Raw genomic sequence first — 16,233 nt, 5'->3', positions numbered from 1 at the left:
GCGGAAGCCATGGCCGAATTCATCGCCTATCTCATCGCCGGCATCGCCACGGGCGCGATCTATGCGCTCGCCGCGATCGGCTTCACGCTGGTCTGGCAGACCTCACAGACGATCAATTTCGCCCAGGGCGAGTTCGTCATGCTGCCGGCCGTGCTGATCCTGCTCGCGGTCAAGCTCTTCGGCCTGCCGCTCTGGGCCGGCGGATTGCTCGGCATCGCGGTCTTCCTGCTGATCTTCGGCGCGGGCTTCAAGCTCGTCGTCGTCGACCCGATGATCAAGCATGGCGTGCTGCCGCTGGCCATCGCCACCATGGCGCTCTCGACCATCATGAAGGAAGGCGCCAAGGACGGTTTCTCGGCCGAGGCGCAGAGCTTCCCCTCGCTGGTGCCGACCGACATGGTCAACCTGCTCGGCGTGTCGATCTCGCTGCAGCATCTCGCGATCATCGTCGTCGCTTTCGCGGCGATCGGCCTGCTGCAATGGTTCGTCGGCGGCACGCGGCTCGGCCGCCAGATGCAGGCGACAGCGCAGAACCCGACCGTCGCGCGCATCCTCGGCATCCCGGTCGAGCGGATGGTGCTGCTCACCTTCCTGCTCAATGCCGCGCTTGCGGTCGTCGCCTCGCTCCTGATCTCGCCGATCTATCTCGCGAAGTTCTCGAATGGCGAGACCATCGGCCTGTTCGCCTTCATCGCCGCCATCGTCGGCGGCTTCAACCAGGTGCGCGGCGCGCTGGTCGGCGGCATCCTGATCGGCGTCGCGGATTCGCTGGCGGCCGCCTACATCTCGACGCAGTACCGGCTGGCCGTGCCGCTGGTGCTGCTCGTCGCCATCATCCTGATCAAGCCGGAAGGGCTGATGGGCCGCAAGGAGGAGCGCCGCATATGAGCGCCCCCGCCGCCCAGAATTCCATAGCCTCGCGGCGCCCGGCCCGCCGGATCGATGCCGCGCTGATCGGGCTCCTCCTCGGCGCCGCCATCCTCTGGTTCGCGCCCGTCGGGATGGGCCGCTACGGCACCTATGTGCTCTCGCTCTGGCTGGTGATGAGCATCGGCGTGATGGGGCTGAACCTCACCCTCGGCTATGCCGGGCAAAGCTCGCTGGCGCAGGCAGCCTTCATGGGGCTCGGCGCCTATGCCACCGCGATCCTGACCACGAAATACGGGGTGAGCTGGTATGCAGCCTTCGCCCTGTCGGGCCTGCTGACCTTCGCGGTCGGCCTGCTGCTCGGCTTCCCGGCGCTCAGGGTGCGGACGCATTACCTTGCCTTCGTCACCCTCGCCTTCTCGACGCTGATCTGGCTGCTCATCCGCAACGAGCAATGGCTCACCGGCGGCGTCTACGGCATCTCCAACATCAACCGGCCGGACTTCCTGGGCATCAAGCTGTTCGGCGCGCTCGAATTCCACCGCTTCGTCGTCGTCGTCACGCTGGTCCTGTCGCTGAAGCTGTGGTGGCTCGTTCGCTCGCCCTGGGGCCGTGCCTTCACGGCGCTCCGCGAGAATCCGGTCCGGGCCGCGAGCCTCGGCGTCGATACCCGCGCTTACACGCTGCTCGCCTTCGCGATCGGCTCGGCCTATGGCGGCTTTGCGGGCTCGCTCTATGCGCCGCTGGTCGAGTTCATCGACCCCTCGCCCTTCTCGCTGTCGCAGAGCCTGTTCCTGCTATTGATGGTCGTCGCGGGCGGCTCCGGCTATCTCTTCGGCCCCTTCGTCGGCGCACTGCTCGGCGTCGTCCTGCCGGAATGGCTGCGCTTCGCCGGCTCGCTCTACCTCATCATCTTCGCGACGATCGTGCTCGCTTTGCTCGTCATCTGCCCGCAGGGCGTCTGCGGCCTGATCGAGCGTGGCTGGCATGCACTCCGGCGCAAGACCGGAGGCGCGCGATGAGCCCGGTCCTCGAAGTCCACGACCTGCACAAGGCCTTCGGCGGCATCAAGGCCGTGAACGGCATCTCGTTTTCGGTGAACGAGGGCGAAATCCTCGGCATCATCGGACCGAATGGCTGCGGCAAGTCGACCCTGTTCAACTGCATCCTCGGGCAGCTCGAACCGACGCAAGGCGCGGTGAAGCTGGACGGCCTGGATGTCACCAACATGCGCCCGTCCGCGCTCAACCGACTCGGCGTCAGCCGCACCTTCCAGCTGCTGCAGGTCTTCCCGGAACTCTCGGTGCGCGAGAACCTGATCCTCGCGGGCCAGGAGCATCAGGGCTCGATGCTGGGCCGCCTGTTCGGCGCCCGCGATGCGGGTCTCTCCGACAAGGCCGAGCAGATGATCGGCTTCTTCAAGCTCGGTCATCTCGCGGACGCCAAAGCCGGAGGCTTGTCCTATGGCCAGCAGAAGCTGCTCGACGCGGCAATGGCCTTCATGGCCGGCCCGCGCCTCGTGCTGCTCGACGAGCCGGCCGGTGGCGTGAACCTCACCATGCTCGGCGATCTCAAGGAGCGCCTGCGCGCGATCAATGCCGAGCAGGGCGCGACCTTCGTGGTGATCGAGCACAACATGGATTTCGTGATGTCGCTCTGCACCCGCGTGATCGTGCTGGCCGAGGGCAAGGTTCTGGCCGAAGGCACGCCGACCGAGGTGCGCACCAACCCGGCCGTGATCGAAGCTTATCTGGGGCACTGAGGAGATGGTGATGACCAACCCTATCCTCGAACTCGACGGCGTGGTCGGCGGCTATGGCGCCATGACCATCCTGAACGGCACCTCCTTCGCGGTGAAGCGCGGCGCGATCACCACCGTGATCGGGCCGAACGGCGCCGGCAAATCGACCGTGTTCAAGGCGATCTTCGGCCTGCTCAAGCTGCGCGAGGGCCGCATCCGCTTCGACGGGCGCGACATCACCGGCTGGACCCAGCGCAAGCTGCTCGAAGCCGGCATCTGCTACGTGCCGCAGGGGCGCAACATCTTCCCGGAGCTGTCGGTGCGCCACAATATCGAGCTAGGCACCGTTGCCGCCGGCTCGGGGATCACCGACATGCCGCAGCGGCTCGAAGCGGCGCTCGATCGCTTCCCGGCGCTTCGCGCCAAGGCCGATCAGCAGGCCTCGACGCTTTCGGGCGGCGAGCAGAAGCAGCTCGAAATCGTGCGTGGGCTGCTGCTCGACCCTAAGTTGGTGTTGATCGACGAACCCTCGATCGGCCTTTCTCCGCTGATGGTGCAGGAGACATTCGGCATCCTGAAAGACCTGCGCGCCAAGGGTGTCTCGATCCTGATGGTCGAGCAGAACGCTCGCTCGGCGCTGGAGATTTCCGACGAAGGGCTGGTGCTCGAACTCGGCCGCACCCGCATGCAGGGACCGGCGACGGACATCCTCGCCGATCCGCGCATCGGGCAGCTCTTCCTCGGCGGCACACTGAACGAGGTAGCCTGAGCGCTCGCTCTCAGGCCTTTGACAGCGCCGCCCTCTCCTGTCGGGATGGCGGCGGATACCGAGACGGAGCCCACCCATGAAGATTCGCGCCGCCGTCCTGAACGCGAGCCCGGTTGCGGCACCCTACGCGCAGAGCCGGCCGCTGCGGATCGAGGAGCTCGACCTCGCTCCGCCCGGCCGCGACGAGGTTCTGGTCCGAGTCCGTGCCGCCGGCCTGTGCCATTCCGATCTCTCGGTGATCGATGGCAACCGCCTGCGCCCGGTGCCGATGGTGCTCGGCCATGAGGCTGCCGGCGAGGTCGTCGATACCGGCGAAGGCGTCAATGATCTCAAGCCCGACGATCGCGTGGTGATGGTGTTCGTGCCGTCCTGCGGACATTGCGCGCCCTGTGCCGAGGGCCGCCCTGCCCTCTGCGAGCCCGGCAATGCCGCCAATGGGCGCGGCGAGATGCTCGGCGGCGGACGGAGGCTCTCGGTCGCCGGCCAGCCGGTGCATCACCATATCGGCGTCTCCGCCTTCGCCGAGCATGCGGTGATCTCGCGCCGTTCGCTGGTCAAGATCGAGGCCGATATCCCGCATGAGATCGCGGCCCTGTTCGGCTGCGCGGTGCTGACCGGCGTCGGGGCGGTCGTGAACACGGCGCGGATCAAGGCCGGCGAGACGGTTGCGGTGGTCGGGCTCGGGGGCGTCGGGCTTTCGGCCCTGCTCGGGGCCATTGCCTGCGGCGCCTCGCGCGTCGTCGCCGTCGATCTGGCGCAGGACAAGCTCGATCTCGCGCTGGCGCTCGGCGCGACCGACGCCTTCAAGGCCGATATGCCTGATGTCGTCGAGGCGATCAGGCAGGCGACCAAGGGCGGCGTCGATCACGGGCTGGAGATGGCGGGCTCGGTCAAGGCGCTCGACCTCGCCTACCAGATCACGCGGCGTGGCGGCACGACGACGACGGCTGGCCTCGCCAATCCCGCCCATACGCTCTCGCTCTCGCCGGTGAGGCTTGTCGCGGAGGAGCGGACGCTGAAGGGGTCCTATGTCGGCTCCTGCGTGCCCTCGCGCGACATCCCGCGCTTCATCGAGCTCTACCAGCGCGGGCGGCTGGCCGTGGACAAGCTCTGGACCAGCTCAGGCAGCCTCGACGAGATCAACGAAGGCTTCGACGCGCTGAACGAAGGCCGCACCATCCGACATATCGTCAGGATGTGATGCGGGCGGAGCGAGGGTTGGGAAGCAACCCTTTCATCGCCGTATCAACGATATAGCGCGCGTTCGTGACAAATTGATTCAAGCGACGCCGGTTCGTGAGTGGCGCGCTTCAACGTGTAGAGAAATCCCATCGCATACGAACCAGCCACCGGCGTTTGACTTGGCCGCTGCGGGGCGCTCTTCCTCTCCCGATTGCCTGGGGAATCCGATGTCGAATGCGCTGGAAGGTATCGTCGTGATCGCGCTGGAGCAGGCGGTGGCCGCGCCCGTCGCGAGCTGCAAGCTCGCCGACGCGGGAGCGCGCGTCATCAAGCTGGAGCGGCCGGAAGGCGATTTCGCACGCGGCTATGACGGCTTCGCCAAGGGCCAGTCGTCCTATTTCGTCTGGATCAACCGGGGCAAGGAATCCTGCCGGGTCGACCTCAAGCAGCCTGAGGACCTCGCGCTGGTCGAGGCGATGATCGCGTCGGCCGATATCTTCATCCAGAATCTTGCGCCGGGCGCCGCCGACCGGCTCGGGCTGGGCAGCGCAACGCTCCGGCAGCGCCATCCCCGCCTCATCACTTGCGACATTTCCGGCTATGCGCCGGGCACGCCGCACGAGCGGCGCAAGGCCTATGACCTGCTGATCCAGGCGGAATCGGGTCTCTCGGCCATCACCGGCACGGCCGAATCCGGCCCCTCGCGCATCGGCGTCTCGATCGCCGATATCGCGACCGGACAGGCGGCCTATGCCGCCATCCTCGAAGCGCTGCTGAAGCGTGGGCGCACCGGTGAAGGCTCGGCGATCGCGCTCTCGCTGTTCGACACTCTGGCCGAGCTGATGAACGTGCCCTATCTGACGCGCCGCTATGGCGGCATCGAGCCTGCGCGTGTCGGGCTCGCTCATCCCTCGATCGCGCCCTATGGCGTGTTCTCGCTCCTCGACGGCGAGGTCTTGGTCTCAATCCAGAGCGAGCGGGAATGGCAGGTCTTCGCCCGCGACGTGCTGGAGAGTCCCGAGCTGGCCGGCGATCCGCGCTTCGCCTCCAATGTGCTGCGGGTGCAGGAGCGCGCCCTGCTCGATGGCGAGGTGCAGAAGCGACTCGGGCGACGGCGCTTTGCCGATGTCGCCGCCGCGCTCGACCGGCATGCGATCGCGTATGGAATGGTCTCCAGCGTCGGCGGCCTGATCGACCATCCGGCTGCGACCGCGCTGCCCGTTCCAACGCCGAACGGCCCGCTCGAAGTGCTGGCGCCATCGGCCGTCGTCGACGGAAAACGCGTCGTCATGCGGCCGGTACCGGCACTTGGCCAGCACGACGCCGCGCTGCGTGCCGAGTTCGCACGTCAGACCTAGGAAAGCCTCCCATGAGCATCGACACCGCCCGGCTCGCCTCCTGGACGGGCAAGACCGAGGATGCGCAGGACATCGTCACGCCGCGCCTCGTGCAGAGCTTCACGGCCACGTTCGGCCGCCATCTCGCCCCTCACTCACCGGGCGAGGTGCCGCTGGCGCTGCACTGGTGCCTAGCGCCACCGATCTCGGATATCGGGGCCTGCGGCCTCGACGGCCATGCCGCCAAAGGCGGCTTCCTGCCGCCGGTGCCGCTGCCACGGCGGATGTGGGCGGGCGGCCGGATCGAGACACAGGCACCCCTGCGCGAGGGAGATCACGTCGTCAGGCGCTCTCGCATTGGCGATATCGCCTACAAGGAAGGGCGCAGCGGCCCGCTCTGCTTCGTCGCCGTCCATCATGACTACACGACCGAGCGAGGCCTCGCGCTACGCGAGCGGCACGACATCGTCTATCGCGAGGCGGCGCAACCAGACGCTTCCGGAGCCGGGGCACCTGGCCCAGCAGGCGAAGGCGAGCCGGCCGATCTCATCTGGGAGATCGAGGCCAGTCCGCTGCTGTTGTTCCGCTACTCGGCGCTAACCTTCAACGGCCATCGCATCCACTACGACCTCCCCTATGCGATGGGGACGGAAGGCTATGCCGGACTCGTCGTGCATGGACCGATCCAGGCGACTCTGATTGCCAATATCATCGCGACGCTGACGGAGGGTGAGCCGATCCGGCTCGACTATCGTGGCCTCAATCCATTGATCGCCGGCGACACCTTCCGGGTGAAGGCGAAGCGGCAGGCCGATGGCAGCGTTCGCGCCTGGACGGAGGGTGTGGACGGACGGATTCGCATGGAAGGTGTCCACCGGCCGGCCGAATGAGCCGCGAGCGCCGACGGGATCTGGCCGATCAGAGTCGTGGGGTTTCCGTTCACCATCTTTCGAATGCCCGGCGGGCCCGGCATCTTCCCTGTGCCACGGCCGCGCCGCAATGCTAACGTCCTGTCCCGCAGCGCATAGCGGGAACCGGCCATGGCAAGGGATCATCGTCTCAATCGTCGCGAGACGCTCAAGGCCGGAGCCGCCATCGCCGCCTGCGCCGCCTTGCCCGGAGCGGCCGCCGCACAAGCCTCTGCAAAGCTGAAGCTGCGCGTGCTGGAGACCACCGATCTCCACGTCAATGTCGTGCCCTACGACTATTTCCGCGACGGGCCCGACGACACGGTCGGACTCGCCAAGACCGCGAGCCTGATCAAGGCCGCCCAGGGCGACGTGAAGAACAGCCTGCTCTTCGACAATGGCGACTTCCTGCAAGGTTCCTCGCTCGGTGACTACATCGCCTACAAGAAAGGCCTGAAGGCCGGCGAAACCCATCCGATGCTCGCGGCGATGAACGCCCTGCCCTATCTCTGCGGCACGCTCGGCAACCACGAGTTCAATTACGGGCTGGAGTTCCTCGACCACGGCCTCGCCAAGGCGGAATTCCCCATGGTCTGCGCCAATGTCGAGCGCGTAGGCGGCGGGCCGCTGGTCGATGCCTGGCGGCTGTTCGAGCAGAGCTTCGAGGACGAGACCGGCGACCGGCATGTGCTGCAGATCGGCGTGATCGGCTTCGTCCCGCCGCAGATCATGCAATGGGACAAGGGCAATCTCGACGGCAAGATCGTCGCGAACGACATCGTCGACGCGGCCGAGAAGCATATGCCGGACCTCATCGACGCCCAGCCCGATCTCGTCATCGCACTCTGCCATTCCGGCATCGCCGGGGGGACGCGGCGCGGCATGGAGGAGAACGCGGCGCTGCATCTCTCCAAGATCGAGGGCATCGACGTCATCCTGACCGGCCACCAGCATCTGGTGTTTCCCGGGGGCAAGTCCTTCGAAGGCATCGATGGCGTCGACAACGTCAAAGGCTCGCTCAACGGCAAGCCAGCCTGCCAGCCCGGCTTCTGGGGGTCGCATCTCGGCATCGTCGACCTGGAGCTGGAGAAGCGCGGCGAGCGCTGGACGATCGTCGATTTCAAGGTCGAGGCGAAGCCGATCTACGAGCGCACAACCGATCGCAAGATCGTGTCCAAGGTTGCAGCCGAGCCGGCGATCCTGGCCGCGGTCAAGACCGATCACGAAGCGACGCTCGCTTATATGCGCGAGCCGGTCGGCAGCACGGCCGCGCCGATCAACTCCTATTTCGCGCTGGTGGCCGACGATCCCTCGATCCAGATCGTCGCGGAGGCGCAGATCGCCTATGCCAAGCCCTTGATGGCGCAGACGCGCTGGAAGAACCTGCCGATCCTCTCGGCGGCGGCGCCGTTCAAGTCGGGCGGGCGCGCCGGCCCCTCCTTCTACACCGACATTCCGGCCGGCCCGCTGGCGCTGAAGAACATCGCCGATATCTATCTCTATCCGAATACGGTGCAGATCGTAAAAATCAGCGGCGCGGACGTAAGGGAATGGCTGGAGCGCTCCGCCGGCATCTTCAACCGCATCGACCCGGCGAAGAGCGACGAGCAGCCGCTGATCAACCCCGCCTTCCCCGCCTTCAATTTCGACGTGATCGACGGCGTCACCTACCGGATCGATGTCACGCAAGCCTCGCGCTACGATGCTGACGGCAAGGTCGTCGCACCGGACGCGCACCGCATCCGCGACCTCGCCTTCGCCGGCGAGCCCATCGACGAAAAGGCGGAATTCCTCGTCGTTACAAATAATTACCGTGCCGGAGGTGGCGGCAATTTCCCGGGCACGAAGACCACGGTGGTCCTCGAAGCGCCCGATCTCAACCGCGACGTCATCGTGCGCCATATCCTCGGCAAGAAGACGATCGACCCCAAAGCCGACGGCAACTGGTCGCTCATGCCGTTGCCCGCCGGTGTCAACGCGACCTTCCTGACCTCGCCCGCGGCAGCCGGGAAACTCCCCGCCGACCTTAAGGCGGAGCCGGCCGGAGACGGCCCTGAAGGTTTCGCCAAGTACCGGCTGCGGAGCTGACTGCACTGCAGCCGCGGCTAGTCATAATTTGTCGGCGAAACCTCCGAAGCGACACACAGTTCTTTAATAGATTTTTAGCGAGGATAGCTGCTACGCCGGGCGACAAACAGACATCGACATAGATACTAACGGGACGCTGATGATCGTCGACGTTCATGAGAACGACAGCGCGATGAAATCGGAGCTTGTGGCGGCGCTTTATGCCACGCCCGGAACGATCTTCATCGGCACCGTCACGGTCGCGGCCGTGATGGCGGCAAGCGCCCTGCTGACAGGCGACCTGACGTTCCACGTCATGGCTGGGGCCATGGTCGCGATCGGCCTGTTCCGTTACCTGTCGCACCGGCACTACAAGGGCATCCATCTCGGCTCCGCCAGCGAAAGCCAGATCGGCACGCTGGAAAACCTCGCCATGGCCGGCGCCTGGTCCACCGCCGCCCTGATCTCGGGTTTCGGCTGCTACGCCATCCTGCGCTACCCCTATGAGCCCGTCGCAGCTTTGGCGATCGCTCAGACGATCGGCTATCTCGCCGGCATTTCCGGGCGCAACAGCTCGCGGCCCGTGATCACCCGCGTGCAGGTGTTGGCAGCAGCAACGCCCTTCACGCTCGCTCTGCTCTGGACGCGGGACCCGGCCTACCTGGTCATCGGGCTTTCGGTCCTGCTCACCACGGTCCTGACCTTCTCCAGCGCCCAGGTGATCCATGAGATTTTCCTCGCCCGCCTGCGCACGATGCGCGAGCTGGAGCATCTGGCGGTCAACGACACGATCACGAGCCTGTACAACCGCCGCGGCTTCATGCGCGAAATCCGGCATATGGCCGCCTCCGGGCTCCCGGTCACGCTGATCTCCATCGATATCGACCGCTTCAAGAGCATCAACGACAGCCTGGGCCATGATATCGGCGATGCGCTGCTGCAGGGCTTCAGCGAGACGCTGATCGCCGAACTCGGCGTCGGCGACATCGCCGCCCGCACCGGCGGGGACGAGTTCATGGTCGCGACCCCGCGCGATGCAGAGGGGGCGAGTGCGCTCGCCGCCCGCCTCGTCATGATGCTCGCCAGCCAGCGCGTCATCGGCGGGCGCCACATCACCGCCACGGCCAGCATGGGCATCGCACCCGCTGGCTGCGCCGCCTCGATCGACGAGGCCCTGAAATGCGTCGACATCGCCCTGTACCGGGCCAAGCTCGACGGGAGGAACCGCTTCGTCATGTACACCGATGCCATCCGCGACGAGCATGAAGACGGCGTGGCCCTCGAGACGGAGCTGCGCGACGCCATCCGCCGCGGCGAGTTCGAGCTGCATTTCCAGCCGATCTACAATCCCCGTTCCGGCACCGCGACCATGGCCGAAGCGCTGCTGCGCTGGCGCCATCCCCGGCGCGGCATGGTCAGCCCCGACATCTTCATCCCGCTGGCCGAGCGCACCGGGCTCATCACCGTGCTCGGCTCCTGGGTGCTCGGCGAGGCGATCCGCACCGCCTTGTCCTGGCCGCGCAGCGTCGGCGTCAGCGTCAACGTCTCGGCCCGCCAGTTCGACCACGGCCACGACATCGTCGGCGTCGTCGAGGCGCTGCTGCGGATGAGCGGCATCGAGCCGCAGCGGCTGACGATCGAGATCACCGAGAGCTCGCTGATCGACGATCCCGACCATGTCGTCTCCCGCCTCGTGGCGCTGCGCGAGCTCGGCGTGCGGATCGCGCTCGACGATTTCGGCACTGGCTATTCGTCGCTGAGCTATCTCGCGCATCTGCCGATCGACACGATCAAGATCGACCAGGCCTTCACTCAGGAGATCGGCACTTCGCGCAAGGCGGATTCGCTGATGAACGCGATCGCCCAGCTCGCCCACGACCTGAAGCTGCGCCTGATCATCGAGGGCGTCGAGACGCAGGAACAGCTCACCGTCATCGAGAAGCACGCCGTCCACGGCATTCAGGGCTATATCTTCGCCCGGCCGATGACAGCGGACGATTTACTGCCCATGATCGGCAATCGTGTGGCGACGGGGCGGATGGGGTCGGCGCGCTCGCGTTCCGGCTCGCGCAAGCCGGGACGCTACAGCCAGGTTGCCTGACGCCCCGGACGCAGACGACCGCGCGAGCCGGAGGCCTTGATGCAGCGCCCGAACTATCCGAGCGGGAAGGATCTGCTGAGCGCCGATGCCGTGTCGCGCTTCGACCTCGACGACATCATCGCGAGGGCCGAGCGGCATCTACACGAGGAAGAGCTGGAAAAGGCCGGCCTGCCCCTCCCCGAGCAGCCCTCGGCCCCGCGCCGCCGGCCGAAGGTCATCGCCACCCTCTTCGACCAGCGCAGCACGCGCACGCGCCTAGGCTTCCAGACAGCGGCGGCGCGGCTCGGCCATCAGTCGATCGACGCCTATGACACCGACCGCAGCCGGATGGGCACCGCGACCGGCGAATCGATCGAGGACCATATCCACACGGTCGAGCTCTACAGCGACCTGCTGATCGTGCGCTCGCATCTGGAGGACATGCCCTACCGTGTCGGGCGCCTGAGCTACCTGCCGGTCATCAATGCCGGCAACGGCGCCGACGAGCATCCGACGCAAGCTCTGGTCGACATCTTCGCGATCCGGCAGATGCGCGGCCCGATCGAGACCCTCAGCATCGCCCTGTCGAGCGACTCGCGGGCGCGTTTCGCGATCTCCTTCGTGAAGATGCTGCGCCTCTCGCCGCCGAAGCGCTTCACGCTGTGCTGCCTGCCCGACACTCCGATCAACCCGGCGATGCGGGAGGCGATGACCGTGCTCGCCGATCTCGGCACGCAGGTCGGCCTCGTCCACGACATCCGTCACACGCTCGACCATGACGTGCTCAGCATCCAGATGCAGGACATGAGCAAATTCGCCCACGCCTCCCTCGGCAACGAAGCCGTCGACAAGGAAAAAGAGAGCGAGCCCTTCACCCTGACTGCCCGCAAGGTCCTGGATGCCCGTTCGGACACGCTGATCCTCAACCCTCTTCCGCGCTTCTCGGAGCTCGATACCTCATGCGACAGCCTCCCGAACGCAGGCTATTTCCGCCAGGTCCAGCTTTCCGTGCCGATGCGAATGGCCATTCTGGAACGCATGCTGCTGGGGATACCCTGGACGGGGCAGGCCGAGACTTTCCGGTCTTCCTCGGGTGGATGAGCGCCTATCTCGCCTGCTATCTTGCTATCGCCCTCTCCATCCGCCTGCTCTCCGGTTATCTCACCGTCATCGAAATCGGCCTGCTGCGCTCGGTCGGCAGCCTCGCCATCGCGGGCTCCGTCGTCTGGGCGGGCGGAGCCGAGGAGCGCCGCAACATCCTGCCGCCGAACCTGCGCGAAGATGCCGCCCGCAGCGTCTTGCACCTCGCCGGCTCGCTTGCACTGATCTGGAGCCTGGCACATCTGCCGCTGGCGCTCGTCACCACCATTGAATTCACCGGCCCGCTCTTCGCGGCCATGCTGCTCTTCCTGGTCCTGCGTCGGCGGCCCGGCACCGGTCCTGCCGCCGGACTTGCCGTGCTCGCGACCGGCATCGGGCTCCTGGTATTCAGGTTGAACGCGGTCCCCAATCGCGATCTCGCCATTGCGATCGGCGCGGTCGCGGCGCTGACCACCACGAATCTCATGCTGGCGCGGCTGGCAGCACAGCGCAGCACGCTCTCCATCGTCTTGCTGATGCACGCGATCCAGTTGCCGCTCTATCTGCTGCTCTGGGTCTTCGTGCCGGAACAATGGTCGCCGCCGCCACAACCCTATCGGCTGGCTTTCGACATCCCCGAACTCGCCGTGATCGGCGGCGCGGTGCTGGCGCTCATCGTCGGCGGCTTCGTCTCGCAGGCGGTGCTTGCCAATGCCTCGCGCCATGCCAGCCCGCTGCAGCTCTGCAGCGCCGACACCTTGCGCGTGCCGCTGATCACGCTCGCGGCTTATCTGCTGCTGGCGGAACTGCCGCCGGCAGAGCTTTGGCTGCCGGGGCTCTGGGTTCTCTGCGGCGTCGTCATCACCAGTCTGCCAACGGCAGCTGGCAGGAAACTGCGCCCGGAACAGGCCAGGCGCACTTGAGTCCGGGCCTCAGGGCGCAATCTCGAAGATCACGTTGACCTGCGTCCGGTAGGTGTTCTCACCGCTCTCAAGAGGCACGGAAGCGTCCTTGGCCGCCATGCGCAGGGCGCCGCCATAAGGCATCGGGCGCGGCATGCTCGACTGCTCCTCGATCGACAGGATCTTGCCGAGCTTGACCTCCGCCGCCTCGGCCAGGGTCCTGGCGCGGGCCACCGCGTCGGCGACGGCACGCTTGCGCGCTTCGGTGAGCGTCGGCTTCATGTCGTCCTTGACGAAGGCGATGCCGCCGCCCTGGTTGACGCCGAGCCCGACGACCTTGTCGAGGATGCTGCCGGCATCCGGGAGATTACGGACCCGGACGGTCAGCGCGTTGCTGACGCTGTAGCCAGCGATCTTCGGCTCGCCAGCGCGGTCCTTGCCCGGCTGGGCATAGCGCGGCTGGATATTGAGGCCGGAAGTCTGGAGATCGCGCTCGGCGACGCCCGCTTCCTTCAGGGCAGCCAGGACCTGCTTCATCGCCTCGTTATTGGCGGAGAGCGCCGCGCGCGCGGTATCCGCCTCGCGCAACACGGTGAGATTCAGGATCGCCATATCCGGCGCGACATTCACTTCGCCCTCCCCGATCACGCTGATGCGGGGTGTCGGACGCCGGACGGCATCCTCCTGAGCCGTGGCGGGGGCAACCGGCAACATCGCGGCGGCGATCAGGGCGGTTCCGGCCAAAGCGGGGACGAAGTGGTTGGGCATCGTGACTCCTGCAAATTCTGCGGCCAAACGGCCGTTACGATGCCAAAGCGCCCGATGATGTCGAAATTATCACGATGCAGGGGCGATAGCGTCAAGCTGCCTTGCTGGCTCGTGGCTAATTCCTCCTCGCAACCGGCAATTTCCCGCACGGCCGATCATGACCGAGATTTAACTTTCGCACGGCGCCCGCGCGCCATAGATTAGAATAAATCTAATCTTGAGATACCCCTATGACCGCATCTTCCGCCCGCCCAATGATACCCGCCGCTTATGACGCCATCGCCCGATCTCTGCATTGGAGTATGGCCTGGCTGATCGTGATCGCCTTCGTTCTCGGCCTCACCATCGATCTTTTCCCCAAAAGCTGGGATCATGCGCTGGTCGAAACCCACAAGATCATCGGCACCGCGATCCTGCTCCTCCTGCTGGTTCGCTTCGTGTGGCGCCTGACACATCACGCGCCGCCTCCAGAGGAGGGTCCGGCGATACTGGCTCTCGCGGCGCGGGCGGGCCATGCAGCGCTCTATCTCGTCATGCTGATCGTGCCCGTCCTCGGACTGGTCTATGCGGTCAGGCGCGGGCAAGGCCTGGATTTCGGTTTGTTCTCATTGCCGCCACTCCAGGCGGCGGAGCCGCGCGCCATCACGCGGCCGATCCGCACTTGGCACGAATGGGCCGCCTATGCACTGATCGCGCTCGCGGGCCTGCACGCCATCGCTGCATGCTGGCACCATTTCATCCGTAAGGATGGCGTCTTACGGCGCATGTTGCCGGTTTCGCCCGGTGAACCTCTCTGAGGCCGGACTACTCCTCGACCAGCCGGCGCGCGATGACCTGCGCCTGGATCTCGGCAGCGCCCTCGAAGATGTTGAGGATGCGGGCATCGCAGAGCACGCGGCTCACCGGATATTCCAGCGCGAAGCCGTTGCCGCCATGGATCTGCAGGGCGTTGTCGGCCGCCGCCCAGGCGACGCGGGCGCCGAGCAGCTTGGCCATGCCGGCCTCCAGGTCGCAGCGCCGGTCGGCATCTTTCTCGCGGGCGGCGAAATAGGTGAGCTGGCGTGCGATCAGAATCTCGGCCGCCATCATCGCGAGCTTGTCGGCGACGCGCGGGAAGGCGATCAGCGGCTTGCCGAACTGGATGCGCTCCTGTGCATAGCGCAGGCCGAGGTCGAAGGCCGACTGTGCCACGCCGATGGCACGAGCCGCGGTCTGGATGCGGGCCGCCTCGAAGGTCTGCATGAGCTGCTTGAAGCCCTGGCCGGGCACGCCCCCGAGCAGGTTCTCGGCCTTCACTTCGAAACCGTCGAAAGCGAGTTCGTATTCCTTCATGCCGCGATAGCCGAGCACCTCGATCTCGCCGCCGGTCAGGCCCTCGACCGGGAACGGATCGGTATCGCTGCCGCGCGGCTTCTCGGCAATCAGCATCGAGAGGCCCTTGTAGCCGGGCTCGGACGGGTCGGTGCGGACGAGCAGCGTCATGATGTCGGCGCGGACGGGATGGGTGATCCAGGTCTTGTTGCCGTAGACCTTCCAGACATCGCCTTCCTTCACCGCCTTGGTCCGCAGCGAGGCGAGATCGGAACCGGTATTGGGCTCGGTAAAGACGGCGGTGGGCAGAACCTCGCCCGAGGCGATCTTCGGCAGCCAATGCTCCTTCTGCGCGTCCGTGCCGCCGCAGAGGATGAGTTCGGCCGCAATCTCCGAGCGGGTGCCGAGCGAGCCGACGCCGATATAACCGCGCGAGAGCTCTTCCGAGACGACGCACATCGAGACCTTCGACAAGCCCATGCCGCCGAACTCTTCGGGGATGGTCAGGCCGAAGACGCCGAGCTCGGCCATCTTCTCGACGACCGGCATCGGGATGTACTCGTTCTCCAGGTGCCATTCATGGGCATGCGGCGTGACCTCGGCGGCGCAGAAACGGCGCATCTCCGAGCGGATTGCCTCAAGCGTCTCGTCGAGACCGGTATCGCCGATGCTGGCCGCGCCCTGGTCCTGGCTGAACAGCGCGACGAAGCGGGCGCGGTTCTCCGGCGTGTTGCCTTCGGCGATCAGGGCCTCGGCAGCGTCCGAGCAAGCGGCGGCGACAGCCTTCTGCGAGAGGCCGAGCGCCGGCAGGCGGAGGATCTCGCCCTGGCTCATCGGAATGCCGCCGAAAATCTGGGCGGCGTATTCGCCGGCGCCGATGCGCAGCGCGTAATCCTCTACGGCGCCGTAGCGGCCTTCCGCCTCCAGGCGCTCGCCATAGGCCTTGAGCTCGCGCAGGGCCGTGACATAGGTCGCGAGCCAGGACAGGCCATGGGCCGCGTGCTGCTCGGCCTCCAGCCGCGCGGAAGAAATGCGGCCGTCGACCAGCACCCTCTGCCGCACTGCGGCAACAGCCTCCTGGAACAGGGTCTCGAAGCCCGGCAGCGCCGCCCCGATCAACTCGATCGCATTCGCGCGATTCGCAGCCTTAGCGGCCGTATTGGCGTTCATGGTCTTCGACCCTCCCTTTGTTGCGACGCAGCATAAGGGGAGATCAAGCGA

Annotated in this window: 14 protein-coding genes; 12 read left to right on the top strand and 2 right to left on the bottom strand. The window is 66.3% G+C overall.

Going from position 1 to position 16,233, the window contains the following annotated elements:
• Nucleotides 1-9 precede the first annotated feature (9 nt).
• From Q0Q36_RS05705 to Q0Q36_RS05655, 11 genes are all read left to right on the top strand, one after another.
• Nucleotides 10-888, top strand: a complete 879-nt coding sequence (locus Q0Q36_RS05705; RefSeq protein ID WP_293796276.1) for a branched-chain amino acid ABC transporter permease — start codon at nucleotides 10-12, stop codon at nucleotides 886-888.
• The gene (locus tag Q0Q36_RS05700; RefSeq protein WP_293796274.1) at nucleotides 885-1,889 is read left to right on the top strand and encodes a branched-chain amino acid ABC transporter permease; all 1,005 of its coding nucleotides are present in this window, start codon (nucleotides 885-887) and stop codon (nucleotides 1,887-1,889) included. Before Q0Q36_RS05705 ends, Q0Q36_RS05700 begins: the two co-directional genes overlap by 4 nt.
• Nucleotides 1,886-2,629 (top strand): ABC transporter ATP-binding protein, encoded by a 744-nt coding sequence (locus Q0Q36_RS05695; RefSeq protein WP_293796272.1) that lies wholly within the window; start codon nucleotides 1,886-1,888, stop codon nucleotides 2,627-2,629. The genes Q0Q36_RS05700 and Q0Q36_RS05695 overlap by 4 nt, the downstream gene beginning before the upstream one ends.
• A 10-nt stretch (nucleotides 2,630-2,639) precedes the next feature.
• Entirely contained in the window at nucleotides 2,640-3,377 is a 738-nt protein-coding gene (locus Q0Q36_RS05690) for an ABC transporter ATP-binding protein (protein WP_293796270.1), read from the top strand.
• A gap of 76 nt (nucleotides 3,378-3,453) precedes the next feature.
• A complete protein-coding gene (locus Q0Q36_RS05685) occupies nucleotides 3,454-4,578 on the top strand; it encodes a zinc-dependent alcohol dehydrogenase family protein (RefSeq protein WP_293796268.1) in 1,125 nt (374 codons plus the stop codon).
• Nucleotides 4,579-4,786: 208 nt separating this feature from the next.
• Nucleotides 4,787-5,917: a CaiB/BaiF CoA-transferase family protein gene (locus Q0Q36_RS05680; protein ID WP_293796266.1), complete on the top strand. Its 1,131-nt coding sequence runs from the start codon at nucleotides 4,787-4,789 to the stop codon at nucleotides 5,915-5,917.
• A gap of 11 nt (nucleotides 5,918-5,928) precedes the next feature.
• Nucleotides 5,929-6,786: a MaoC family dehydratase N-terminal domain-containing protein gene (locus Q0Q36_RS05675; protein WP_293796264.1), complete on the top strand. Its 858-nt coding sequence runs from the start codon at nucleotides 5,929-5,931 to the stop codon at nucleotides 6,784-6,786.
• Nucleotides 6,787-6,936: 150 nt separating this feature from the next.
• Nucleotides 6,937-8,892 (top strand): bifunctional 2',3'-cyclic-nucleotide 2'-phosphodiesterase/3'-nucleotidase, encoded by a 1,956-nt coding sequence (locus Q0Q36_RS05670; RefSeq protein ID WP_293796262.1) that lies wholly within the window; start codon nucleotides 6,937-6,939, stop codon nucleotides 8,890-8,892.
• Nucleotides 8,893-9,031: 139 nt separating this feature from the next.
• On the top strand, nucleotides 9,032-10,972 hold the full coding sequence (locus Q0Q36_RS05665) for a bifunctional diguanylate cyclase/phosphodiesterase (protein ID WP_293796260.1): 1,941 nt from the start codon (nucleotides 9,032-9,034) through the stop codon (nucleotides 10,970-10,972).
• Between the two features lie 39 nt (nucleotides 10,973-11,011).
• Nucleotides 11,012-12,052, top strand: coding sequence for a hypothetical protein (locus tag Q0Q36_RS05660; protein ID WP_293796258.1), 1,041 nt, complete (start codon nucleotides 11,012-11,014; stop codon nucleotides 12,050-12,052).
• Nucleotides 12,049-12,954: a hypothetical protein gene (locus Q0Q36_RS05655; protein WP_293796257.1), complete on the top strand. Its 906-nt coding sequence runs from the start codon at nucleotides 12,049-12,051 to the stop codon at nucleotides 12,952-12,954. The genes Q0Q36_RS05660 and Q0Q36_RS05655 overlap by 4 nt, the downstream gene beginning before the upstream one ends.
• Before the next feature lie 9 nt (nucleotides 12,955-12,963).
• Here the strand turns inward: Q0Q36_RS05655 and Q0Q36_RS05650 are convergent, their stop codons facing one another.
• The gene (locus Q0Q36_RS05650) at nucleotides 12,964-13,701 is read right to left on the bottom strand and encodes an SIMPL domain-containing protein (RefSeq protein WP_293796255.1); all 738 of its coding nucleotides are present in this window, start codon (nucleotides 13,699-13,701) and stop codon (nucleotides 12,964-12,966) included.
• A 230-nt stretch (nucleotides 13,702-13,931) separates the two neighbouring features.
• Between Q0Q36_RS05650 and Q0Q36_RS05645 the strand changes: the two genes are divergently transcribed.
• On the top strand, nucleotides 13,932-14,498 hold the full coding sequence (locus Q0Q36_RS05645; protein ID WP_293796254.1) for a cytochrome b: 567 nt from the start codon (nucleotides 13,932-13,934) through the stop codon (nucleotides 14,496-14,498).
• Between the two features lie 7 nt (nucleotides 14,499-14,505).
• On the opposite strand, the gene Q0Q36_RS05640 is transcribed toward Q0Q36_RS05645, so the two are convergent.
• The gene (locus Q0Q36_RS05640; protein WP_293796252.1) at nucleotides 14,506-16,182 is read right to left on the bottom strand and encodes an acyl-CoA dehydrogenase family protein; all 1,677 of its coding nucleotides are present in this window, start codon (nucleotides 16,180-16,182) and stop codon (nucleotides 14,506-14,508) included.
• Between the last annotated feature and the right edge of the window lie 51 nt (nucleotides 16,183-16,233).

This window comes from uncultured Allobosea sp., from assembly GCF_945957345.1.
Taxonomy (GTDB): domain Bacteria; phylum Pseudomonadota; class Alphaproteobacteria; order Rhizobiales; family Beijerinckiaceae; genus Allobosea.
The sequence above is the reverse complement of the archived record's forward strand: the minus strand, read 5'-3'. Positions and strand labels throughout refer to the sequence as shown.